The organism is Agromyces sp. Y782 (assembly GCF_059445405.1).
This window is the reverse complement of sequence record NZ_JCAIUG010000001.1, coordinates 2,398,233-2,422,321: the sequence shown is the minus strand read 5'-3', so window position 1 is coordinate 2,422,321 and position 24,089 is coordinate 2,398,233. Positions and strand designations below refer to the sequence as shown.

At 70.5% G+C, this 24,089-nt stretch carries 14 protein-coding genes; 8 read left to right on the top strand and 6 right to left on the bottom strand.

Annotated features, from left to right (window positions below):
• Nucleotides 1–187: 187 nt before the first annotated feature.
• From AC1C2S_RS11080 to AC1C2S_RS11065, 4 genes are all read left to right on the top strand, one after another.
• A complete protein-coding gene (locus AC1C2S_RS11080) occupies nucleotides 188–1,066 on the top strand; it encodes an SDR family oxidoreductase (protein ID WP_495352577.1) in 879 nt (292 codons plus the stop codon).
• Nucleotides 1,067–1,239: 173 nt separating this feature from the next.
• Nucleotides 1,240–1,947 (top strand): DedA family protein, encoded by a 708-nt coding sequence (locus tag AC1C2S_RS11075; RefSeq protein WP_495352576.1) that lies wholly within the window; start codon nucleotides 1,240–1,242, stop codon nucleotides 1,945–1,947.
• A gap of 44 nt (nucleotides 1,948–1,991) precedes the next feature.
• Nucleotides 1,992–3,605 carry a LuxR C-terminal-related transcriptional regulator gene (locus AC1C2S_RS11070; RefSeq protein ID WP_495352575.1) on the top strand — a complete coding sequence of 538 codons (1,614 nt, stop codon included), beginning with the start codon at nucleotides 1,992–1,994 and terminating at the stop codon, nucleotides 3,603–3,605.
• Nucleotides 3,606–3,699: 94 nt separating this feature from the next.
• Entirely contained in the window at nucleotides 3,700–4,797 is a 1,098-nt protein-coding gene (locus AC1C2S_RS11065; protein ID WP_495352574.1) for a flavin-containing monooxygenase, read from the top strand.
• A gap of 24 nt (nucleotides 4,798–4,821) precedes the next feature.
• Here the strand turns inward: AC1C2S_RS11065 and AC1C2S_RS11060 are convergent, their stop codons facing one another.
• Complete coding sequence (locus tag AC1C2S_RS11060) at nucleotides 4,822–5,379, bottom strand: dihydrofolate reductase family protein (RefSeq protein WP_495352573.1); 558 nt, start codon at nucleotides 5,377–5,379, stop codon at nucleotides 4,822–4,824.
• A 125-nt stretch (nucleotides 5,380–5,504) separates the two neighbouring features.
• Between AC1C2S_RS11060 and AC1C2S_RS11055 the strand changes: the two genes are divergently transcribed.
• Nucleotides 5,505–6,617, top strand: a complete 1,113-nt coding sequence (locus AC1C2S_RS11055; protein WP_495352572.1) for an epoxide hydrolase family protein — start codon at nucleotides 5,505–5,507, stop codon at nucleotides 6,615–6,617.
• A 120-nt stretch (nucleotides 6,618–6,737) separates the two neighbouring features.
• On the opposite strand, the gene AC1C2S_RS11050 is transcribed toward AC1C2S_RS11055, so the two are convergent.
• Together AC1C2S_RS11050 and AC1C2S_RS11045 are read right to left on the bottom strand one after the other, a co-directional pair.
• Nucleotides 6,738–11,147, bottom strand: coding sequence for a hypothetical protein (locus AC1C2S_RS11050; RefSeq protein WP_495352571.1), 4,410 nt, complete (start codon nucleotides 11,145–11,147; stop codon nucleotides 6,738–6,740).
• 9 nt (nucleotides 11,148–11,156) lie between these two features.
• Nucleotides 11,157–15,152, bottom strand: a complete 3,996-nt coding sequence (locus AC1C2S_RS11045; protein ID WP_495352570.1) for a hypothetical protein — start codon at nucleotides 15,150–15,152, stop codon at nucleotides 11,157–11,159.
• 490 nt (nucleotides 15,153–15,642) lie between these two features.
• On the opposite strand from AC1C2S_RS11045, the gene AC1C2S_RS11040 reads away from it, so the two are divergent.
• Genes AC1C2S_RS11040 through AC1C2S_RS11030 form a run of 3 tightly spaced genes read left to right on the top strand, consistent with a single transcriptional unit; the run spans nucleotide 15,643 to nucleotide 20,183 of the window.
• A complete protein-coding gene (locus AC1C2S_RS11040) occupies nucleotides 15,643–17,109 on the top strand; it encodes a dicarboxylate/amino acid:cation symporter (protein ID WP_495352569.1) in 1,467 nt (488 codons plus the stop codon).
• A gap of 27 nt (nucleotides 17,110–17,136) precedes the next feature.
• Nucleotides 17,137–18,039 (top strand): fibronectin type III domain-containing protein, encoded by a 903-nt coding sequence (locus AC1C2S_RS11035; protein ID WP_495352568.1) that lies wholly within the window; start codon nucleotides 17,137–17,139, stop codon nucleotides 18,037–18,039.
• Between the two features lie 35 nt (nucleotides 18,040–18,074).
• Nucleotides 18,075–20,183: a fibronectin type III domain-containing protein gene (locus AC1C2S_RS11030; protein ID WP_495352567.1), complete on the top strand. Its 2,109-nt coding sequence runs from the start codon at nucleotides 18,075–18,077 to the stop codon at nucleotides 20,181–20,183.
• A 76-nt stretch (nucleotides 20,184–20,259) separates the two neighbouring features.
• Here AC1C2S_RS11030 and AC1C2S_RS11025 read toward each other — a convergent pair whose 3' ends face one another.
• The 3 genes from AC1C2S_RS11025 to AC1C2S_RS11015 are packed head-to-tail and all read right to left on the bottom strand — an operon-like array spanning nucleotide 20,260 to nucleotide 24,085.
• Complete coding sequence (locus AC1C2S_RS11025; protein WP_495352566.1) at nucleotides 20,260–22,242, bottom strand: glycoside hydrolase family 127 protein; 1,983 nt, start codon at nucleotides 22,240–22,242, stop codon at nucleotides 20,260–20,262.
• Nucleotides 22,243–22,244: 2 nt separating this feature from the next.
• Entirely contained in the window at nucleotides 22,245–23,165 is a 921-nt protein-coding gene (locus tag AC1C2S_RS11020; protein ID WP_495352565.1) for a carbohydrate ABC transporter permease, read from the bottom strand.
• The gene (locus AC1C2S_RS11015) at nucleotides 23,165–24,085 is read right to left on the bottom strand and encodes a carbohydrate ABC transporter permease (RefSeq protein ID WP_495352564.1); all 921 of its coding nucleotides are present in this window, start codon (nucleotides 24,083–24,085) and stop codon (nucleotides 23,165–23,167) included. The genes AC1C2S_RS11020 and AC1C2S_RS11015 overlap by 1 nt, the downstream gene beginning before the upstream one ends.
• Nucleotides 24,086–24,089 lie beyond the last annotated feature (4 nt).

Here is a 24,089-nt window from a genome sequence, read left to right as displayed (position 1 = left end):
CTCGGCACGGCGGGCCAGGCTCAGCGCGTACTCCACCCGCGGCGGCACCTCGGGAGACGAGGTTCGCACCACGATGCCGTCGGCCTGTGGGTGCCTTCCGCGAAGGCGGGTACCGTCGCGAGGGAAGGCTCGCGAGCAGTATCCGGTTGCCCACTGGTGACTGCAATCGGAAGGAACACCGAACACCATGATCATTCTCGTCACCGCCGCCTCGGGCCAACTCGGCCGCCTCGTCGTCGAATCGCTGCTCGCCCGCGGCGCCGCGCCCGACTCGATCGTCGCGAGCTCCCGCGACACCTCGAAGATCGAGCAGCTCGCGGCACGCGGCATCCGCACCGTCGAACTCGACTACGCACGCCCCGAGACCATCGCCCCGGCGCTCGAGGGCGTCGACACCGTGCTGCTCGTCTCGGCTTCGGAGGCCGGCAACCGCGCCGCGCTGCACCAGAACGTGATCGACGCCGCGAAGGCCGCCGGCATCGCGAAACTCGTCTACACGAGCGCGCCGCAGGCCACGACCGCCGACTTCGTGATCGCCCCCGACCACAAGGCCACCGAAGAGGCCATCGCCGCCTCGGGAATTCCCGCCGTGATCGTGCGCCACAACTGGTACACCGAGAACTACGCAGCGGATGTCGCGCGCGCCGCGTCGACCGGCGTGATCGCCGCATCCGTGGCCGACGGGCTCGTCGCGAGCGCGACCCGTGCCGACTTCGCCGAGGGCGACGCCGTCGTGCTGCTCGAAGACGGACACCTCGGCAAGACCTACGAGTTCGGCGGCGACGTCGCCTGGAACTACGACGAGTTCGCCGCAGCCGTCGCCGAGGTCGTCGGCCGCGAGGTGACGTACACGCCGCTCACCACGGAGCAGCACATCGCCGCGCTCGAGGCGGCCGGCCTCGACACCGGCATGGCGGGCTTCGTCGCGGGCATCGACGACGCGATCCGGCGCGGCGTGCTCGCTGAGACCGACGGCACGCTCTCGCGCCTCATCGGCCGGCCGACGACCTCGCTCGTCGACGGGCTGCGCGTGACGACCGTCGCAGGCGACACCGCGGCGGCGTAGCGATGGAGATCGGGGTGGGCGTCGCCCGCCCCGATCACCGCCCGTGCGCCCGCTCCGTTCGCGTCGGGCGCCTCGGTCGCCTCGGTCGCCTCGGCGGCCCCTACTGCGGTACTACGTCGAATGCGACGACAGGGGGACGCGCTCACGGCAACCCCGTACATAGCGTCGAAGGCATGGAGTTCCTCACCGACATCGTGCTCTCGCTCGTGCAGTCGCCATGGGTCTACGTGGTGATCTTCGTCGTATGCGTCATCGACGGATTCTTCCCACCCGTGCCGAGCGAGACGGTCGTCATCGCCGCCGCCGCCGCGGGTGCGGCGACCGGTGACTGGGCGATGCTCGTCGGCGCCGTGCTCGCAGCTGCCGCCGGTGCGTTCCTCGGCGACAACATCGCATTCACGATCGGGCGCACCGTGGGACTCGATCGTTGGCGATGGATGCGGCGCGATTCCGCCCGCCGCGCGATCGAGTGGGCACGCGAGGGCCTCGCCCGACGGGCGACCGTGCTCATCCTCACCGCTCGCTACATTCCGGTGGGCCGGGTCGCGGTCAACGTCACCGCCGGGGCCGCCGGCCTGCCGCGACGGCGGTTCCTGCCGCTCTCCGCCCTTGCCGGAATCAGCTGGGCCGTGTACTCGGTCGTGATCGGGTTGTTCGCGGGCCAATGGCTTTCGGGCAACCCACTGCTCGCAGCACTCCTCGGTATCGCCATCGCCCTGACGATCGGCATCGTCATCGATCGGGTCAGCTCGACCGTTGCTGCGCGGCGAGCTCGCAGGAAAGAGATCGGTCTGAGCGATGCGCCTGTCGGCATGCCAGTTCCGCCTCGGCGTGAGGCGGAACTGGCGAACGCGGATTCGGATGCACCTGCGAACGTGTGAGGCCCGTGCTTGTCACCACCCTTCCGGAGGCACATACTGACGCCATGTCCCCGGCAGGCGCAGTGGAGGTCACCGACTGGGTCGCCAACTACGACGAGCTCGCGGCCCGCCGAGGCGAACTCACCGCCGCTGAGCTCGACGCACTGGGTTTGGCAGCCTGGTTCCTCGGCCGAGAAGCCGAATGCGAGCAGGCGTGGGGAGCGGCTCACCTCGCCTACCTCGACGAGGGCGAGACGGATGCCGCGATCCGTTGCGTGTTCTGGCTGGGCTTCACGCTCGCCGACCACGGCGAGGCCGTGCGGGCGGGCGCATGGATGGCGCGGCTGTTCGAGCTGTGCGATCTCGCCGGGAGCACCCCGGGCAGCGAGGCGACGGCGGCGCTCTGCCGGGCGGCAGAGGCGTTCGCATCGGGTGAGGTCGAGGCAGCCGTCGTCCTCGGCGAGCGCGCGGTCGCGCTGGCACGTGACGCCCGTGACGCCGACACCGAGGTGCTCGCCACCATGAGACTCGGGCGGTCGCTGGTGCGCAGCGGCCGCGTCGACGAAGGGTTCGCCTGCATGGACCGCGTCATGCTCGCCATCTCGTCGGGTCGGGTGAGCGACCGTGCGGCGGGCCCCGCGTACTGCGCGGTCATCGCGAGCTGCCTCGATCGGTGGGATATCGAACGCGCCCGCGTGTGGACCCGCGACCTCAGCGACTGGTGCGATGCGCAGCGCGGGCTCGAGCCGTTCCGCGGCGAATGCTCGGTGCACCGGGCCGGCGTGCTGCGCCTCCTCGGCGAATGGGACGAGGCCACCGCCACGCTCGAAGCCGTCTGCGCTCGCGAGCGGCGCGCCGAGACGCTCGAGCACGCCTACTACGGGCTGGCCGAACTCTGCCGGCTCGTCGGCCGACGCGCCGAGGCCGATGCGGCCTACCGGCGCGCTGCGGAGCTCGGGCGCGAGGTGCAGCCCGGACTCGCCCTGCTGCGGCGCGACAGCGGGCGCATCGCTGCTGCGCGAGCCGGCGTCGCTCGCGCACTCGACACGGCGCCGACGCCGGGCACGCGCGCCGAGCTGCTGGCCGCGCAGGTCGAGCTCGAGATCGAGCACGGCGAGACGGATGTCGCGAGCCGCGCCTGCGCCGAATTGCGCGCCATGGCCGAGCAGTTCGGCACGATCTACCTGCAGGCGCAAGCCGACCGGGCGGAAGCCCGACTCCTGATCGACACGGATGCCCCGGAACAGGCGCTGCCTCTGCTACGACGGTCGTGGACGGCCTGGCGACGACTCGAAGCGCCCTACGAAGCCGCGGTCACCCGCGTGCTGCTCGGCCGAGCGAACCGGGCCTGCGGCGACGAGGAAGCGGCGCAACTCGAGTTCGACGCTGCACGCACCGTGCTCGCCGGGCTCGGCGCGGTCGCCGACCTCGACCGACTCGAACGGGTCGCCGTCGGGGGCGAGCGCGCCGCGGCATCCGCCGGCCTCACGCGACGCGAGCTCGAGGTGCTTCGCCTCATCGCGAGCGGCCGCTCGAACCGGCAGATCGCGAACGAGCTGTTCCTCAGCGAGCGCACGGTGGCGCGGCACGTGAGCAACATCCTCGGCAAGCTCGGGCTCGGCAGCCGCTCGGCTGCGACCGCGTTCGCGTTCGAGCACGGGCTCAACGCGACGCACTGAGCCGCCGCACGCCGCCCGCACCACGGCAAATGGTCATTTCTGCCGACGCGGCAGCGACGGGGCATCCGTAGTGTCACGCGGAAAGGGAGGCCAAATGTCCACCACCGTCATCGACACCGCGGTCATCGGAGCCGGCGCAGCCGGGCTCATCGTCGGCAAGCGCCTCGCCGACCGCGGAGTTGCATTCGAGCTGTTCGACGAGCACGCGCGCATCGGGGATTCGTGGCGCGAGCGGTACCGTTCGCTGCGCCTCTTCACCCCGCGCCCTTTCGCGAGCCTGCCGGGCCTGCGCCTCGACGTCGGCCGGTTCGGCTACCCCACCGGCGCCCAGATGGGCGACTACCTCGAGCGGTACGCGCGGCACTTCGAGCTGCCGGTGCGAAGCTCGTCGAAGGTCGTTGCGCTCACCCGTCGGTCCGACGGCTTCTTCCGCCTCGAACTCGGTGACGGCAGCGACGTGCTCGCCGACCGGGTCGTCGTCACGACGGGCGCGCACCGCATCCCCGTCGTGCCGGCGCTCGCGCGCGAGCTCGACCCATCGATCCGGCAACTCCACTCCATCGACTACCGCGGGCCCGAGCAGCTCGCCGACGGCGCGGTGCTCGTCGTCGGCGCGGCGAACTCGGGCACGGATGTCGCACTCGACGCCGCCCGTGCCGGCCACGCCGTGACCCTCGCGGGGCGGCATCCGGGGCACGTGCCCATCGATATCGACACCCTGATCGGCAACCTCATGAGCGGCATCTTCATCGGCCGGCTGCGACGCACGACGATCGACACCGCCAAGGGCCGTGCGGCGCGGGCCGCGAATCTCGGCCACGGCGTCATGCTCGTGCGCAACAAGCCCGCACAACTCGATCGCGCCGGCGTCGTGCGGGTCGGCCGCCTCGACCGCGTCGAGGCGGGGCGCCCGGTCACCGTCGATGGCACTGTCATCGACGCGGCGACCGTCATGTGGTGCACAGGCTCGCGCCCCGACCTCGGCTGGATCGACATCGAGGGCGTCGTAGACGCCGATGGTCGGCCCATCGAGAATCGAGGCCTCGCCGAAGGATGCCCCGGGCTCGCGTTCGTCGGCATGCCGTTCCAGTACTCCGTGGCATCCGAGACGCTCATGGGCATGGATCGCGACGCCGTCGACGTCGTGGATGCGCTGACGCGGGCGCCCGCGCTCTCCAGCGCGATCATGTGACCGGCCCGCTGCCGCGGCATCCGCTCAGCGAACGACGTCGAGCACTTGCTTGACGACACCGTTGGAGTACGCCTCGTACTCCACGAGGCCGAGGCGCGTGTACGGGTCGCCGTCGCTCGCGAAGAGGCGCCTGCCGGCACCGAGCAGGATCGGAAACACGAGCAAGTGGTACCGGTCGACGAGATCGGCCGCGGCGAGGCCCTGTGCCAGGGTGGCGCTGCCGTGCACGATGATGGGGCCGCCTTCGCCCTCCTTGAGCTTCGCGACCTCGTCGAGCGACCGCAGTACCCGCGTGTTGCTCCACTCAGGGTCGGACAGCGTCGACGACACGACGTACTTCGGCATCGCGTTGTACTCGGCGAAGTCCTCCATCGACGGCCAGACCGGCGCGAACTCGTCGTAGCTCACTCGTCCCATGAGCATCGCGCTCGCTTCGAGCTGCTCGCGGCCCTTGATCTCGTAGGCCGCCTCGACGAAGGGTACGTCCTTGAAGGTCCAGCCGGCGCGCGGGTGCGAGCCGCCCCCGGGCGAGTCGATGACGCCGTCGAGGCTGATGAACTCGGTGACGATGAGGGTGCGCATGATGGAATCCTTCCAGAGACGGTATCTCCGCTCTCATCCTGGACGTCGAACGAGATCGCGCGGGATCGACAACCGTGGCGAACTCGCGAAACGTCGATGTCGGTGGCACGGCATACCGTCGGCCTATGAGCGAGTTGCGACCCTTCGAGCTTCATGTCCCCGACCAGGTCATCGACGACCTGCGAGACCGCCTCGCGCGCAGCAGGGTGCCCGACGATTCGCCGCGGCGCCCGCCTTCGGGAATGTCCGCCGAGTACCTGCGCGAGCTCATCTCCGAGTGGGCCGTCTGGGACTGGCGGTCGCGCGAAGCCTGGCTCAACGGGCATCCGCAGTTCATCGCCGACATCGGCGACGCCGCGGTGCACTTCGCGCACTTGAGATCAGAGCGAGCGGATGCCCCTGCACTCCTCGTCATGCACGGCTGGCCGCACACCTTCGCCCTGCAGCTCGATTTCGCCGACCGACTGCCCGACTTCCATGTCGTCGTCGCGAGCCTGCCGGGGTTCGCATTCTCCTCGCCGTACGCGACGGGTGAGATGACCGAGAAGCGGCTGGCCGCGACGATGCATGCACTCATGACCGAGGTACTCGGCTACGAGCAGTACTTCACGTACGGCGAAGACGTCACGGCCAACGTGAGCGACCTCATCGCGGCGCGCTACCCCGAGAACGTCGCGGGCATCGTCGCCACGCACGCGCACTTCCCGACGTCCGACGAGCGGAAAGAGCTCACCAAACCCGCCGAGCGGGCGTTCTTCGACGGCATCGCCGCGCGTCACGAGACCGACGGCGCGTACGGCCATGTGCAGGCCACGAGACCCGACACGCTCGCGTTCGCGCTCAACGACTCTCCTGCCGGCCTGCTCGCGTGGCTCGCCGAGAAACTCGTCGAGTGGAGCGACACACCGCCCGGTGACCCGAGCGCCGTCGAACGACGCATCTCGAGCGACCGCATCCTCACCGAGGCGATGATCTACTGGGTTACCCAGACGATCGCCTCGTCGTTCCGCCCGTACTACGAGGGCGCCGACACCCCCGACCCGATCCCTGCGAACTCGGTGCCCGCTGCCGTCTTCATCCAGCGGCACGAAGCAACCTATCCCGAGTCGCTCGTGCGGCGGCACTACCTCGACCTGCGCGAATTCGACCGCCTCGCCGAGGGTGGGCACTTCACGATCGCCGAGGTGCCCGACGAGATGGCGGCACGCGTGCGGCGGTTCGTGCAGTCGCTCGGCTGAGGCGCCGCTCGCAGGTCACCGAGCGCGCAATTCACCGAGTTCGCAGCTCACTGAGCTCGCAGTTCACCGAGCTCGCGGTTCACCGAGCTCGCAATTCAGCGAGCTCGCAATTCGCTCTGCTCACGGCAGGTCGACCGAGTCGCTGTAGACGAGCCGTCGTCCGCGCTGCGGCACGATGAGCAGCACGACCGGCAGCCCGATCGTGTCGCCCTCGTGCAGTTCGTACTCGGCGATGCGCACGCGCAACCGGTCGCCATCGACCCGTTCGGGCAGCCCGACGGCCCCCGCCCACTCGACCTCGCCGTACCGCTGGTTGCGAATTGCGCCGAGGCCCATCCGCACGTCGAGTTCGACGGGTGCGCCCACCGCCTGCCAGTCGAGATCGCTCGTCGCTCCGCCGGCGAGCCGCTCGACCCACGCCTCGACTCGGCGCGAGGCGCGAACCTCGGCGGCGAGGTTCGGCAGGGTGTTCGCGTGTTCTGGAACGCCGACGGGGCCCGCCAGTGTGATCGCGACCGCGCGGCCGTCGGGGGTGGCGACGAACGTCGCGGCGCGTCGGGGCAGCGTCTGGGCGAAGTCGGCGCGTACGACGGGTGAGAGCTCCTGGCCGACCACCGAGTGCGGCTGGTAGCGAGCGAGTGCGAGCTGCACGAGCGGCGTGTAGGCGTCGCCGGTCTCCAACTGGATGTCGCAGAACCAGAGCTTGCGGTCGGCGTCGAACTCGGGCTCGTGGCCGACCACGGTGACCCGGTCGTCGACCTCGGCGAGCTGCACCGTGCCGACTGCGCTGCGCAGCGGGAACTGGTGCGCGAACGGCCCGGCGGGCAGCGGTTCGCCGGCGAACACGGGATCGGAGCCCCACACACTCGTGAACCTGCGCCCCTCGGGGCCGGTGCCGGTGAAGAGCGGAATAAACTCGGTGAGGATGCCCGATGCGACGGAACTCTCGATGCCGGCGAGCAGGTCGAGGTCTGCGTGGCGAGCCGCGGTGACCGCGCGGTCGCTCGCCACGAGGAAGCGCTCGAGGTCGTCTCGCGCTCGAATGCGTGCACCCGGCTCGACCGCCTGCCGCCGCACGCGCTCCGCAATCGAGCGCACGCCCGCGGCGAGCTGCTCCCCGGCGGAGGTCGCGGCATCCACGATCGCACCCTGTCGTTCGAGCACCTGCCTCGACCAGGCGTCGGCGAGCGCCGGCGACTCCACGTCGCTCAGCACCCCGCGCGCGACGTCGGCGGCCCACGAGATCCACGGCTGCCGGGCGAGCACGACGCCGAGTAGTTCGTCGGGCCCGCTCGAGTACCACGGCCGGCCGAGGTAGACGCGAAGGCCGGCGGCCGTGCGCACGCGCCGCACCGCGAACGGCGCGTCGACCTCGATGCGCTCGGTTCGCCACTCCCACGTCGGCACCAGGTAGCGCACGTCGGGTGGGGCGGGGCGAGCGCTCGACGGCACGTCGATCTGGAGCGTCGGCCCGACCGAGGTGATGAGCTCGGGGTCATCCGTGATCTGCGGCGGAAAGTACTCGCGGAACCGGGTGGTCGCGCGCGGCGTGTAGTCGACGTAGCGGTGGCGGGTGTCGCCGAACTCGTGCCGCACCTCGTGGCGCGGACCGAACAACCCGGCGGCCGGCCCGCTCGTCGGCCACATGAGCGCGTCGATCTCACTCGTCTCGAGGTCGAAGTCGGCGACGTGCGCGCGCTTCCCCTCCTCACGCGGCGCGGGTTCGAGCACGTCGTCGACGGGGTCGTTCCAGTCGGCATCGAGGTCGATGCGCCCGGTGCTCGCGGCGTGGTTGTGCACGGTGCCGGGCAGCAGCGAGAACGTCGCCCCGGTGTCACGCCGCGAACCCGGGCCCAGCCGGATCTCGGGCGGCTCGAGCGGCTTCTCGACGGCGTGCACGAACGTCAGCTCGGTGAACGGCGTGAGCATCCAGTGCCGACCTCGACGCACCGTCTCGCGCTGATCGGCACTCGCCGGCGCCTGGTGCTCGTCGATGAGGTGCCACACGCGCATGAGTTCGACGTCGGCGTCGTCGAGGAAGGAGCTGAGCCGCACCGTCGCGAGCGTCGCCTTCGGCAGCGACACCGTGAGCGTGCGGGCCGCGTCGTCGAAGGCCGGGGGCGAATCGCCCTCGACGACGCGGAGCAGTACCGGCCGGCGGTCGAACCAGTCGTCGGGTTCTCCGGGCCACCGCAGCAGCCGGGTCGGCGGAGTGCCGACCACGTCGGCCCCGGCGGCCCCGGCTCCGCCGCCGGCAGTGACGTCGCCGGGCAGCGTCGTGAACGAGATGCCCCTCGCGAGCGGATCGGGCAGGTACGGCAGCGGGAGCGAACGGTTCGGGTGCACGACGTACTGGCCGTCGGGCAGTACCTGCTCTTTCGTGCCGTCGAGCGTCGACGGCGTCTCGAGCTTGCTCACGACCCGGCCGCCGGGCAGTGTCAGGTAGCTGCCCGCCTCCCGGCCCGCGATCGCGAACTGCGCGGCGACCCCAGCCGGGTCCCCGGCGAGGGCGGCATCGAGCAGACCGTGGATCTCGGCGAGCTGGACGCTGCCGATCGGCGCAGCCACATTGCGCTCGTTCTCGACGCGATAGACGATGCCGAGATCGCCGGATGCCTCGTGCCCCGGCAGTGTGCGCACGCGGTTCAGCTGCACGTAGTCGCCGACCGGCACGTCGAGCGTCGAGCGGATCACGAGGCGCATGAGCGATTCGCCCTCGGTGTACTCCGTCAGCGGCACCATGGCCGGCGACGGCACGGGCTCCCAGCGCTGGTAGGTGTCGTCGAGGTCGCGCTCATGGGCCTCGTCGAGCTGGTCGTCGGGAATCGATCGCCCCGAGAGGTCGACCGCGCGCACCCGCACCCGGTAACGGCGGCCGTACCGCAGCCGCGGCAGCGAGCCGGGCTGCACCGCAAACCGCGCGGCAAGCGGAAAGCCCGTGTCCGCGACATCCGGTGGCTCGGCCTGCGGGTCGACCGGCCGCGTCTCGTTCACGATCTTGCCCGGTCGCTTCACCGCGAGCGACCAGCCGTCCCATCCGCCGAGCGTCTCGTGGAAGTACTGGTCGGCGGTCGGCTCGGCCTCGTTCGCCGAGGTGCTCGCGGCCTTCAGATACCCCTCGTCGGGCTCGGGCTGCACCGGGAGCGGAGTCGGCGCGCGGTCGGGCGCGACGAGCAGATACTCGCCCTGCCGACGGTGGAGCGAGAACCACTCGCGGCCGCCGGATGCGTCGTCTTGCACGTCGATGCGCCAGCCGCGCGTGACGTCTGCCGCGTTCAGGCGAGCGGATGCCCCGTTGCCGCGATCGGTCTCGTGCTGCGCCGAGGCGTCGAACTGCTCGACGAGCCCGCCGGCACGATCGCGGCGGGCGATGATGAGCCCCGCCGACTTCAGCGCGGGCAGCGACGACGCGTCGTCGGTCATCGAGGGCGCGTTGTTGTTGCGACCGGCGCTGTCGCGCAGTTCGGCGTCGGTGCGTTCGAGCTCGGCGAGCAGCGTCGTCACCTTGAGCGCCGAGCCGTCGGGATCGAGCTGGTCGACGAGGAACCGGCGCTCGTCGTCGACCACGAGGCTGCCGTCGACCACGTCGGGCAGCTCGGCCCGCGACGCGGGCGCCCACACCCGGTCGGAGTAGTGCGCGTTCGTGATCGGCCGTGCCGCGGCATCCGTCATGAGCGACTCGAGCACCCCGCCGTTCGTGCCCCCGACGAGCTGGATGCTCGTGAACTCGCCGATCGCCGGGTCGTCCTTGATCCAGACGTCGATCGCGAGCCCGAGGCGGCGGAGCAGCTCGGGGTAGTCGGCGCAGCGTGCGACGAAACTGTGGAACTCGGGCGGCGCAGGTGCGGGCGGCGGGGCGATCGCGGTCGCGTCGTCCCACGGGTCATCCGTTCGGTCGTAGAACGCCGCAGCGGCGGCGAGCGCGACCGCCGGACGCTCGGCCGGCGGCACGTCGTCGATGCGGAGGTACCGGCCCTTCGGATCGGAATCTCCGCGGAGTTCGGCGAGATACCGCTTGATCTCTCGACGGTGGCCCTGCTCCCACCGCTCGAGCACCGTGCGCGGAGAACCAAGCTCGACGAGCTTGCCCTGCAGCGGCCCACGGGTGATCGCGGGGAACGAGGTCGGGCTCGTGACCGCGATCGTCTGGTAGAGCCCGGCGATCGCCGACGCGACCTCGTCGACCGAGTACGAGTGCACGACGGCCTGCTCGAAGTGCTGGAAGCCCGCGTCGCCGACGCTCGTGCGCCCGAACAGCCGTTCCCAGAGTTCGGGGTCGGGCACGATCGGGTCGTCGAGCGGAAACCCCTCGACCTGACCGATGCCGTCGACGTCGAACACGAACCGCGCGTCGAGCACGGTCTTCGGCCAGTTCGCGAAGGCCTCGAACGAGGCGAGCTCGGCCAGCACCCCGCTGCCTGCAGGCGCCCCGGTGTCGAGCTTCGGCGTGACGAAGACCGTCACCTTGAGCTGGCCGTTCTCGCGCAGGCGCCCCGCGGGAATCGCCGTGAAGATCGCCGTTTCCGCCATGTCCGCCCCTCACACTGCTTCGACGGCGAATGCCCGGCAGTACTCGGCCCACGGGTCGCGGGCCGCGCCGAGTTCGTCGGTGTAGGCACGCATGGTGTCGAGGAAGGTCGGGTCGCCGGATGACCCGGCGAACTGCTTCTCGCAACTCACCGACACCGAGAACGACACGAAGCACACCGACACCTCGATGCTGATCGACGCCTTGCCGACGGCTTTCGCGCTGCTCTCGCCGCCCGGACCCGAGATCGCCCGATAGCTGAGCTCGAGGTAGAGCTCGATCGACGCCGAGATGAGACCGAGCACGTCGACCTCGCCGCGGGCCCGGAAGTAGCCGGTGAGCAGCACGCTCTGCGCGTCGCCGTCCTGCTCGAGGCGGAAGTAGATGCCGGCCATCACCGAGAGGCTGCCGGATGCCACGACGAAACTCATCTCCACGGCGGCACCGAACTCGAACGCCGCCTCGACGACCTTGACGCCCTTCGGCGAGATCGTGATCGCGAAGAACCCGCCGCCGGCGAAGAACGCGACCGCGAGGCGGAACGGGTTCTCGCGCGTCGCGAAGAAGAAGCGGAACTCGAGGGACTCCCCGATGAACGGCACCGACAGCTCGGCGCCGAGGTGGATGTTCGTGAGCGAGAAGACGCCGACCGCGAGATCGGGGATGGCGAGGTCGAACCCGGCCTTCAGCCCGCTCGGCTCGATGTCGAGGTACGGCGGGTCGCTGAACCCGTCGAACGGGATGATCTCCTTCAGCGTCTCGACGAAAGCGAGCGGGCCCAGGAACTCGATGCCGTCGCCCTCGCGAAGCGCGACGTTGACGTCGGGCTTTCGGCCAGGCGCGACCGAGAACTCCATCACGGTCACATGGATGGCGATGAACTTCGTGCTGCCGAGCAGCAACAGCGTGAACGGCGGCAGCGAGCACGAGACGAGCGCCGAGGGCTCACCCGAACCGAGCGGCGCCTGCACTTCACTGACGAGGCGGAGCCGTCGATCGCCCTCGGGCTGGAACACCGGCGGCGAGATGCCCGACGGCGCCCAGGGCTCGAGCTCGGTCTCCCACTCGAGCCGGGCGCTCACCCGTTCGGGCAGCAACTGCCCCGTCGCAAGCTGCTCGATGAGCCCGACGATCGTGGGCAGTTCGGTTGCGAGCGCGTGCAGTCGCTCGAACAGGGCGAGGGCGCGTTCGATCTCGGCGCGCGGCAGCGACAACGGCACGGCCGGCGCATGGAGGGCGTCGCGGAGCTTCGTCGCCCGGTCGCTGATCGTCGTGAGCAGCCCGAGAAAGTCCTGCGGTGGATGCGGTGCCTGCGAGAACAGCACCATCGCGTCGCCGAAGTCCTGTGCGGCATCCGCGAGTTCGGTGGCGGCCTGCGACACCGCGGCCGCCTGCGCCGTGAGCGCTGCGGCGTTCTTGACGACGAACGCTCGGGCTTCGGAGACCGACTGCCCGAGCCCCACCACGGTGTTCACCGCTTGCGTGACGAACTTCGGCAGCGGGCTGCCCGAGGCGGGCAGCAGCTCGGCGAGCGGGAGGATGCCGAAGAGCTTCGCGGCATCGAGTCCGAACATGCCGCCGACATCGAAGGATGCCGCGTTCTGGGCGAGCTTCGTGAGGTCGCCCCCGACCGGTCCCACCTGCCGGGCGAGTGCGGTGACCTCGACGCTCGGGCTGACGAACCCGCCCGATTTGTCGGATTGCGAGGAGAACCCCATCGTCTCGCCGGCGGCCGACGGTTCGCCGCCGGTTTTCGCGAGCTGCAGGAAGAGCCCTCCTTCGTTGCCGGCATGGGTCGGCCCGCTGCCGAAGCCCTTCGCGCGGTACGCGGTCGCGTAGGTGAGGTCGACGGGTGACGACTGCCCCGTGAACGCGCTCATCGCCGGCACGGCGGCGCGGGCCACCCGCATCACCGGCAGCACGAAGTTCGTGGCCTTCTCGGTGGTCGCGGTGTCGAACTCGGCGTCGAAGGTCACCGAGGCGGTCGAGAGGGTGGTGTCGTCGGGGTCGAGCGGGGGTGCGAACACGACCCGCTGGCCGCGCAGGTCGTAGGCCGGCGAGACCATATTCGCGGCGCCCCGCGCCGCCTCGCGGTCGGCCTGCAGTTGCTCGAAGACCGTCTTCTCGACGAAGAGCAACGGCCCCTCGAACTCGATCAGCCGGTTGCCCACGTCGTTCGCGAGCATCCGGAACATGAAGGGCTCTTGCCCCGGCGCCGAGTTCGCGCCGACGGCGCCGTCGACGGCCGCGATCTCGGGCACGAAGATCTGCCCGTTCGCGACGAGCGGCTGGCCGTCGGCGCGGGTGGGCCGCCGCGGCGAGGCGAGCGGCGGGGTGGCTGCGGTGAGGATGCGTACCCACCGGAACGGCATGCGGTTGTCGAACTTCGCCGTGCCGCTTGCGAGGAACCGCCGCTCGGGCTGGCGCACAACGACGAAGAGCCGCTGATAGAGGGTGGCGCGGCCGTCGGCCTTCACGCGCCGCTCGGTGACCTTCACGAGCGAGGCTCGATGGCCGAACGGCAGCAGCACGCCCTGGTAGACGACCTTCACGTAGTGGTCGCGACCCATCGTCGCACGATGCTTCCACTCCTCGATCGACAGGCCCGTCGGCGGCGAGAGATGCACCTCGCTCGCGAGCCACCCGCCGACCGCGGTCAGCATGAGCCGCTCGACCGGCACCGCCCGGGGAGTGTAACCGCGCGACCACCGATGGTTGGAGGTGAGATGCACGAGCTGCATGCGATCGCGCACCGAGAGCGTCGCCCGGAACGGCGGCAGCGTCGCCGGATTGCCGAAGTTCTCATCGGGGAACGCCGTCGTCTTCTCGGCCGGTCCCTTGCCGGGGGTGAAGTCGCGGGTCCACACCGCGCGCACGGTGCGGGTTGCCGGCTGCTCCTCATCGACGGGCGGCGGCGCGGCCGGGTCGAGGTCTGCCGCGGCATCCGTGCGCGACGCCAGTCGGGAATGCCACAGCTCGACGCGCCCGTGGTGTTCGACCTCGCCGAGTGCGTGCGTGAACGCCCCGCGCGCGTGAGGGCTCAGCTGCAAGCGCCACGGCAGTTCGAGCGCCGTCTCGGTCGAGACGGGCTCACGCGGCAACGGCGGCCGCAGGTCGGGAGTGAACACCGGGCCGATCTCGATACCTGGCCGCAAGTCGGTCGCCACGGCCGCGACCGCCGACGATGCACCGAAGCGGGCCTCGAGCTCGGCGGCCGTGCGGCGCAAGCGGGCGGCCTCGGCGATCTCGGTGAGCTCGAGGTCGCGCACCGTGATGCGTCCGAGCGCCGAAGCGCGGCGCGCCGGCGAGAGTTTCGCGACGCTCACTCGGGCGGTCGACGCGCGACGGGCCGCAGCGGTGCGAACCGCACGCACCCGAGAGGCGACCGAGGCGATCGCGCCGAGCTCATCGGCCAGCTCGTGCCAATGGAGGCCGAAGGGCGCGCCCTCGGCATGCGGCACGACGCTGAGCGGCAGCACCCGCATCGCATGCAGGAGGCCGGCCTCACTGTAGACGATGCGCTCGCGAGTGACGAGGTAGGCGATGCGACTGGCGCGGGCGATGCGCGCGGCGACCGGGTAGTCGGGCGTCTCGGTCCCGCCGGGATCCTTCATGCGCCCCTCCTCACCCGGAGGAATCGGCGAGGCGGTCGTGAACGTTGCCGCCGGGCCGCTCGGGTCGAAGAACGCCTGCTCGAGCAAATGCTGCGGCCCGAAGCCGGCGATGAGGAACGCCGGTGCGTTCGCCGAACGGCGTGCGAGGTGCGGCACACCGTCGACGTCGATGCGGGCGAGGTTCACGAACCGGAACTCCACCCGGAGCAGATCGCCCGGGCGCAGCACGGTCACTCGTGGCAGGGACTCGGGGGCGGCACCACCGGCACCACCGACGCCGCCGATCGGACCGACCTGTCCGATCTCGAGTTCGCCGATCGGAATCGTCACCGCTTCGGCGCGCACGAACACGCGGCTGAACGCCGCAGCGAATCGGGCATCGATCTCAGCCATGGATCCCCCTCCGCGATCCGCACGACCTACGGCCGCGGCGTTTGATCGTCGTTGCGGCGATCCCCCGATCTCGGCGCACGGATCCATCCCCTCCGGCGCTCGAGCGGGTTCAGACTACTCTCGACCCGAGGTCGCGTATGCCCCTCGTCCGGGGGAGCCGGGGGGCCGCGGGGCCGCGGGACGCATCGTCGCCGGACGGCCGCGCGCGTGCAGACGACCGTGCGATCGCTCTCGCGTGCCCGCGAGGCGCACCCGCTCGCGTCATCCCGCGTCACGCGGCACGCGGAGACGACGTCACCCGACGTCACAAATGGCGGGTATGGCGTGCCTCGCGAGCGGGTTTGCCGACGCATGCCGTCATAGACATTCACAGTGCGACACGCACCGCACGGCGAGGCGCCGGGTCAATAGCGTCGTGCCATGCACCGAACCCGAACCGCGCCCGCGCGCGCCGAGGCCAGCCGCGCCGACGCCGGCACCGGAGCCCGCCGTGGCTGACATCGACTGGCTCTCCGTCGCCGCCCTCGCCTTGATCGTCGTGCTCTTCGCGGGTCTCTTCCTGCTGCGCCGCGCCGGGGCGAAATTCACCCTGCTCACCGTCATCGCGCTCGTCGTCGGCATCGGCGTCGGCATCGCGTTCCAGGGCCACCTCGACTACGTCGACCCGATCGGCTCGATCTACGTCAATGTCATCACCGCAGTCGTCGCGCCGCTCATCATCGTCTCGGTGCTCTCGAGCGTGACCTCGCTCGGCAGCCTCGCGAAGCTGCGCACGATCGGCCTGAGCTCGGTGTTCTGGCTGCTCGCGACCAACCTCATCGCGATCCTGCTGACGCTCGGCCTCGCGCTCGCGACGGGCATCGGCAAAGGAGCGAACCTCGACATCACGGGCGTCGAAGGCAGCTCCGCGCTCACGGGCCTGCTCGCCCCGCTCGACGAGGTCATCGTCGGACTCTTCCCGCACAACGTCGTCGGCGACATCTCGTCGAACAACATCATCGCGATCATCCTCTTCACCCTGCTCATCGCGGTGTCGTACCTGATCGTCGCCGACAAGAACGCCGAGAAGGTGCGGTCGTTCAAAGAGTTCGTGGATGCCACGCGCCGCGTGCTCTTCAAGGCCGTCGGCTTCATCATCGCGCTCACCCCGTACGCGGTGCTCGCACTCGTCGCGGTGACCACGTCGACGGCGGTCGCCCGCATCGAGACGGCGCTCTCGCTCGTCGGCGTGCTCGTCATCGCGCTCGTGGCCGCCTTCGTCGATACCTACCTCGTGAACGGCGTGCTGCTGCGGGTGTTCGCCGACGTGAACCCGCTGCGCTTCTTCCGCCTGCTGACGCCTGCCCAGTACACCGCCTTCACGACGCAGTCGAGCATCGGCACCCTGCCGCTCACGATCTCGACGCTCACCCGCAAGATCGGCGTCTCCGACGAGGTGGCGGGCTTCACGGCCCCGATCGGCACGACCATCGGCATGCCCGGATGCGCCGGCATCTGGCCCACCCTCGTCGCGGTGTTCACCGTGAACGCGCTCGGCATCGAATACACGCCGCTCGACTACGTCGTGCTCGTCGTGCTGGGGCTGCTCGTCTCCCTCGGCACGGCGGGAGTGCCGGGCACGGCGATCGTCACCGCCACCGCGGTGCTGACCGCCGTGGGGCTGCCCGTCGAGGTGCTCGTGCTGCTCATTCCGATCAGCGCCATCGCCGGCACCGCGAGCACCATGGCCAACGTCACGGCCGCCGCCACGAGCGCCACGATCGTCGCCCGTCGGGCCGGCGCGCTCGACGACGAGATCTTCGCCGGTCGCGCGACGCATCGCGACGAGTTCGAGAGCGAGCCCGAACCCGCGAGCGAGACCCAGCCCGAGTCCCAGACCCAGACCGACCTCGACGCTGCCACCGAAGCGGATGTCTCGTCCGCCCCGCTGCCGACCGAACTCGCCACTCACCGCTGACGCGGCCGACCAGAAGGAAGAATCCCTATGACTCCCCGACCTCGCCGCCTCCGCGGCATCCGCGGCTTCGCAACGGGCCTCGTGTTCGCGATCACCGTTCCGACCTTCGTGCTCATCGGCAGCGGGCCCGCCTCGGCGGCCGGCGACGTGTGCGATCTCTGCTCTCTCAACTTCGACCTCGGCGCGTGCGAGAACGCCGGCGGCTACCCCTACGACAGCACCCAAGAGGATCCCCCGCCCGCGATCAGCGGCGGCGGCTCCGCGCCGGCGCCCGCACCTGCTCCGGCCCCCGCACCTGCTCCGGCCCCCGCTCCTGCGCCGGCGCCGGCACCGGCTCCGAACACCGGCACCTCGGGTGGCAGCACCTCGGGTGGCACCACGTCGAACACGACCGAGACGGGGGCGACCACCGACGTCGCTCCGGCCGTCGTCGGGGCGACCGCGCCACTCGCCCCCACCGCACCGGTTCTCACCGTCAAGGGCACGGCGCTGACCGTCACCTGGGCGGCACCGACCGACGGCGGCTCGCCCGTGACGGGCTACAAGCTGTCGCTCAACAAGGGCACCGCGATTCCGCTCGCAGCCGACGCGACTTCGCACACGTTCAAGGTGTTGGGCGCAGGGGTCTACACCGCAACCCTCGTCGCCACGAACGCGGTCGGCGAGTCCGCCGCGTCGAGCGCATCGAAGTCGGCGACCATCGCAGCGGCGACCGCGAAGCCCACGACCGAGGCGGCCGTGTCCGCTGCGGCTTCGAGCAGCAACGGCGCACCGGAATGGCTCGCCGGCGGCGGCATCCTCATCGGCCTCGTCGCGGTGGGCGCACTCGCCCTACTCGGCCAGCGGCTGCTGCGCCGCCGCAAGGCGAACAGCGCCGGCGGCGACCACCCCGAGGGCGACGAGCCCGCCGAGACATCCGTGACCGTATGACCGGCCCAACCCCTCACTCGACGAAAGGAAGCAACGTGCCCGACCACCTCCGCCCCACCCCGAGGCGGGCAGCGATGCTGACCGCACTCGCGATCGCCGGCACGGCCGTGCTCGGCGGCGTCGCGGCCGCCCCGGCAGCGGCAGCCCCCGCGCCGGGCACGACCGACACCGTCGACTGGTTCGACGACGCCTACGAGGGCCTCGGCCCCGACAGCGTCTACGAGACCGTGACCTTCGAACGCTTCGAATACCTGCTCGGCCAAGACGGCCGGTTCGCGTTCCTCGTCGGCGGACCCGAAGACCCGCAGACGGCCGCGACGATCGGCGCGATCAACGAGGTCGCGAAGGGCGCCGGCGTCGAACGGATCTACAACTTCGACCCGCGACTCGACGGCAACCACCTCGACATCCGCACGACGACGAACGCCGACGTCGCACCGCTCTGGACCCGACTCGTGACCGAGTACCTCGGCAAGGACACGCAGACGCCCTTCGACGGCACCGACGACCCCACGCTCTTCGTCTACGACACGTCGCACACCGAGGGCGGCGCGGAAGACCGCATCGTCTCGGCGATCACCACGCCCGTCACGGCGGAGCAGCTCGAAGACCCCGCCGCACTCGCCGCCTACACCGCCGGCGTCACCACCGTGCTCGGCTCGGCGACCGAGCTCGACACGAGCGACCAGTTCACGTTCAACGAGCAGGTCGTCAACGCCAAGCACGCCTCGGCGTACCTGGGCAAGCCCGAGTACGGCGGCGCGACGGTGCTCGACGACGACGACGCCGACTGGCGCGTGCAGACCGTCACGTACCCCGAGCTCGTGAACATCCTCGAGAGCGACGGCGACTACGTGCTCTTCTTCGGCGGCACCTGGTGCCACAACACGCGCGCCTTTCTGAAGGAGGTCAACCGTCAGGCGGTCGCGAACGGCGTCGACCAGGTGTACTTCTTCGACCTGCGACTCGACGGCAACTCGGGCAACGACCTGCACATCCGCGACACCGGCTCGGAGTTCGCCGACCTCTACGGCGACCTCGTCACGCAGTACCTGCCGAACCTCGCCACGCAGTACGTGCCCGCCGTCTCAGGCCAGGTCGACTTCTACCCGGGCGGCGACCGCGAGCAGGCGCTCGCGACCGCGAAGAAGCTGCAGGTGCCCTACGTGCTCGAGTACAACCGCGGACGCACCGTCGACGGCCAGGCCGCACCGATCGTGCAGCAGTGGATCCACGACAACGGCGACGGCACCTACAAGGAGTACATGACCGAGTGGTGGTACGTGAACGACCTGCCCGGGCGCTACGCCGACCGGCCCGACCCCGCCGGCCTCGCCGCGCAGCTCGCGCTCGCCGACGAGGGAATCGCGGCCCTCGACACGTTCTTCGGCGCACTGCCCCGTGCGTCGGATGCAGTCGCGACCGTGCCCTCTGCACCTGATGCGCCCGACGCATCAGTGAGCGACACCTCGGTGACGGTCTCGTGGGCCGAGCCCGCCGACGGCGGCTCGCCCGTCACGAGCTACCGGGTCGCCCTGAACGGCGGTGCCCCCGTCACGGTGCCGGCCGACACGACCGAGTACACCTTCACGGCAAGGCCCGGCGGCGACTACACCGCGACGGTCGCCGCCCGCAACACCGTCGGCACCTCAGCAACCTCGGCCGCGTCGGCGGCCGTGAACGTCGAGGGCCCCCCAGTGGTCGACCCGACCACGGTCAAGGGCTCGGTCTCGGTCACGGGTGACCTCGTGCCGGGCGGCGACATCACGGTCGTCGGCACCGGCCTGGCACCGGGAGTCGGCGGGTTCGCGGTCGAGCTGCACTCGACGCCGCAGACGCTCGGCGCCGCGACGACGGCCGCAGACGGCGGATTCACGTTCACCGGCACGATCCCGGCCGCGACGCCCGCGGGCGCGCACTCGATCGTCGTCACGATCAACGGCGTCGAGGTCGCACGCTCCTCGATCACGCTCGCCGCAGCATCAGGGGCGGCCGGTTCGGCGGGGGCAGCGGCGACCGACGCCGACCTCGCCTCGACGGGCGCACCGCTCGTCGACCTGCTCGGCTGGCTCGCGCTCGCACTGATCGCCGCCGGCGGCGCGGCGTTCGCCGTCGTGCGGGTTCGCGCACGTCGCGCGAGCTAGCGAGCAGCACGAACCGAACGGGGGTGGATGCCACGCGGCATCCGCCCCCGTTCGGTTCGCTACCGGCCCAGGCCGGTCACTCCGTCGGGATCCACACCCGCATCGTCGACGGGCCGCGCTCGGCCCACTCGTGATACGGCACGAGCGCGACCTGGTGAGCGGATGCTTCGGGCCCCTCGTCATCCGCGTCGTCGCCGTACGGCCACCCGCCGATCACGACGCGCTCACGCAACGCGACCACGACCCGACCGTCGACCTCGCGCGGCGGCACCGTCGTGTCGACGAGCACATCCGCGACACCCGTCGCACCGATGCCCGCCGACTCGAGATCGACCGACTCGAGCGCGAACACTTCGGGCCCGCGCTCGACCGTGACGCACCCGCGCACGGCATCGACGCGCGGGTCGGGCGCTGTGAACCGCGGCGCCACCGGCAGCTCGAGCGTGACTTCGTCGCCCACGGCGAACGCACGGGTCACCGAGGTCATGCCCGCACGCCCGTGCGAGTCGGCGGGCCAGGCCTGCTCGACTCCCCCGTCGGCGGGCCGCACGACGAGCCGCGCCTGCTCGGCCCACGCCGGCACCCTCAGCGAGAGCGTCCACTCGCCACCGGCGTCGGCGAGAACGCGCACCAGCACCGACCCCTCGCGCGGGTACGACGTCTCGACCTCGAGCGCGATCTCGCGCCCGTCGTCGAGCGTCGTGCGAATCGTCGACGGGGCGAACTGGTGCACCTGCACGCCCGAGGCATCCGCGGTCGCGATGTACGCCGCCAGACTCGCGAACGTGCGCGCCACGTTCGGCGGGCAGCACGACACCTCGAACCACGGCGCGCGCAACGATGACGACGCCCGCGGCGACACGACGTCGGGGTCGGCCGGGGCGCCTGGGCGCCGCTGGTGCAGCGTGTTGGCGTAGTAGAACGCCGTGCCCTCAGCCGAAGGCGACGTCGCGACGACGTTGAAGAGCGTGCGCTCGATGAGGTCACCGTAGCGGGCGTCGGGTTGGGCCAGCAGCATCCGCCAGCTGAACATGATCGAGGCGATGCCCGCGCAGGTCTCGGAGTAGGCGCGGTCGGAGGGCAGTTCGAAGTCCTCGCCGAACGCCTCGTCCTGATGGTGCGAGCCCTGCCCGCCGGTCACGTAGGTGCGCCGCGCGACCGTGTTCGTCCACTGGCGCTCGAGCGCGCCCAGTAGTTCGATATCGACCGTCTCGACGGCGAGGTCGACGGCTCCGGCGGCGAGGTAGTTCGCGCGCACCGCGTGGCCGCGAAGCACATCGGCCTGCCGCACCGGGATGTCGTCCTGGTAGTACGACCGGCCCCACTCGATGTCGCGCAGCGTGCCCGTGCCACGGCGCTCGACGAAGAGCTGCGCCTGACGCAGGTACCGGGGCTCGCCGGTGACACGGGCGAGCTCCACGAGCCCGACCTCGACCTCGGCGTGACCGCAGACCGACTCGATGCCGCCGTCCCCGAAGACCTCGCACACGAGGTCGGCCGCGCGACGAGCGACGTCGATGAGCCCGTCGTCTGCTGTCGGGCTGGTGCGCGCCCGCGCGACAGCCGCCTGGAAGAGGTGCCCGAGGCAGTACAGCTCGTGCCCCCACTCGAGGTCGGACCACCGCGCACCCTGGCCGGGCCTCCCGAAGCGGGTGTTCAGGTATCCGCCGGGCTCTTGCGCCGCGGCGACCCGGCCGACGAGGTCGCGGAACGCCCGCTCGAGTTCGGTGTCTCCCCCGCGCCGCCCGATCTCCCACGCCACGGCCTCGAGGTACTTGTACACCTCCGAGTCCGAGAACTCCCGGCCGCGCCGACCTTCGGGCAGTCCTCCGGATGCCGCGAGGTCGAAGTTGCCGATCCACCCCTCGCGCTCGAGCCAACCGGCGATGTGCGCGAGCGTGGCCCGCCCGTTCACCTCCTGCCGCTCACCCCAGAAGCCGCCGGTGATCGTCACTTCGTCGAGGCCCAGCGGGCGGAGCGCGGTGCGCGATGGTGCGACGGGCGCGACCGGTGGGACCGATGCGACCGATGCAGGAGCGGTGTGCGTGGAGACCGTCATGTTCATCCCTTGAAGGCGCCCGACATGAAGCCGCGCACGTAGTGTCGTTGAAGGATCAGGAAGAGCAGGATGCACGGCAGCGCGAGTACCACGACGCCGGCCTCGGTCGCGCCGTAGTCGACGACGCCCTGCACCTGCCCCCTGAGGTTCGAGATCGCGAGCGGCAGCGTCATGCGGTTCGAATCGTTGATGAGAATGAGCGGCGCCATGAAGTCGTTCCACGCCGCGAGGAACGCGAAGAGGCCGACCGTGATGAGGCCCGGCTTCACCGCGGGCACGAGCACCCGCCAGAGCACGCTCCAGGCGGAGCATCCATCGACCATCGCGGCCTCGTCGAGCTCACGCGGAATCGACTCGAACGAGATGCGCATCATGAACATCGAGAACGGGAGCTGGAACATGGTGAGCACGAGAGCCACGCCCACGAGCGAGTTCGAGAGCCCGACCGAGTTGAGCAGCACGTACAGCGGGATGAGCAGCGTCGCGTACGGCACCATCAGGATCGCGAGCGTCGAGAGGAACAGCAGGTCTTTGCCGGGGAACCTGAAGCGCGCGAAGGCGTAGCCGCCGAGCAGTGAGATCGTGAGCGTGAGCAGCACGGTCAGCAGCGACACGAACGTCGAGTTGAACAGGTACACCCAGATGCCGGCCTGGTAGTTCGCGAGGGTGACGTAGTTGCCGAAGCCCCAGCCGTCGGTCTGGTTGGTGCCCGCGAGCGGTGAGACCGACGAGATCGCCGTCCAGATGAGCGGGTAGAGGAAGAGCAGTGCGAGGCCGGCCGTGAGCACCCAGTACGGCGTGCGCAGGGCGATACCGGCGACGGTGGTGGGGCGCTTGCGGGCGACCCCGCCGCGATGGTTCGGCGCGACGATCGCGACCGTGGAGTCTGTGGCGGGTGCCCCGCGACGGGTGAGCAGGCTCATCAGTCTTCCGCCTTCCTTCCGAACGCGCGGATCTGCGCGATGTTGATGACCACGAGCGCGAGCAGCACGATGACCGAGAGCGCACCGGCGACGCCGAGATCGTTCTGCCCCTGGAACGCCATGCTGTAGATGAGCTGCACGACCGTGATGGTCGAGTTGTCGGGACCGCCCTTCGTGAGGATGTAGAACTGCTCGAATGCGAGCAGCGAGCCCGTGACGCAGAGCACGGTCGTGAGCGCGAGCGTCGGGCGGAGCAGCGGGATCGTGATGCCGCGGAAGGTCTGCCAACGCGAGGCGCCGTCGATGCGGGCCGCCTCGTACACGTCTTCGGGTATTCCCTGCAGGCCCACCAACATGAGCAGCATGTAGAAACCGGCGTAGCGCCAGACGATGAGGAAGATCGTCGACCAGAGCGCGCCGTCGGGCGTGCCGAGGAACGTGAAGCCCCACGCCTTCATGAGGTCGGCGAACGGCCCGGCGATGGGCGAGTAGAGCACGTAGAACAGGAGCGAAGCGGATGCCAGGCCCAGCGCGCTCGGCACGAGGAACGAAGTGCGCAGCAGTCCCTTCCACCTGGTGGATTCCTGCACGAGCATCGCGAGCCCGAGGCTCAAGGCGAGCAGGATGATCGTCGTCAGCACCGTGTACTTCAGGGTGAACCAGATGGAGTCGAGGAAGAAGCGGTTGCCGACCGCGTCGACGTAGTTCTCGGGCAGGTTCCACCCCTGGTTGCCGCCGAGCAACGGCCAGTCGCTCGCCGACATCTGCAGCACGAGCAGCAGCGGGAGCCCGAACAACAGCAGCACGAAGAGCGCGGTCGGCAGCGCGAAGAGCCAGCCGGTCACTGCGGCACGGCGACGAGGACGTCGGCGCTGCGCGCGACTCGAAGCGGATGCCGCTGCGGGAAGCGTGGCGGTCATGGTG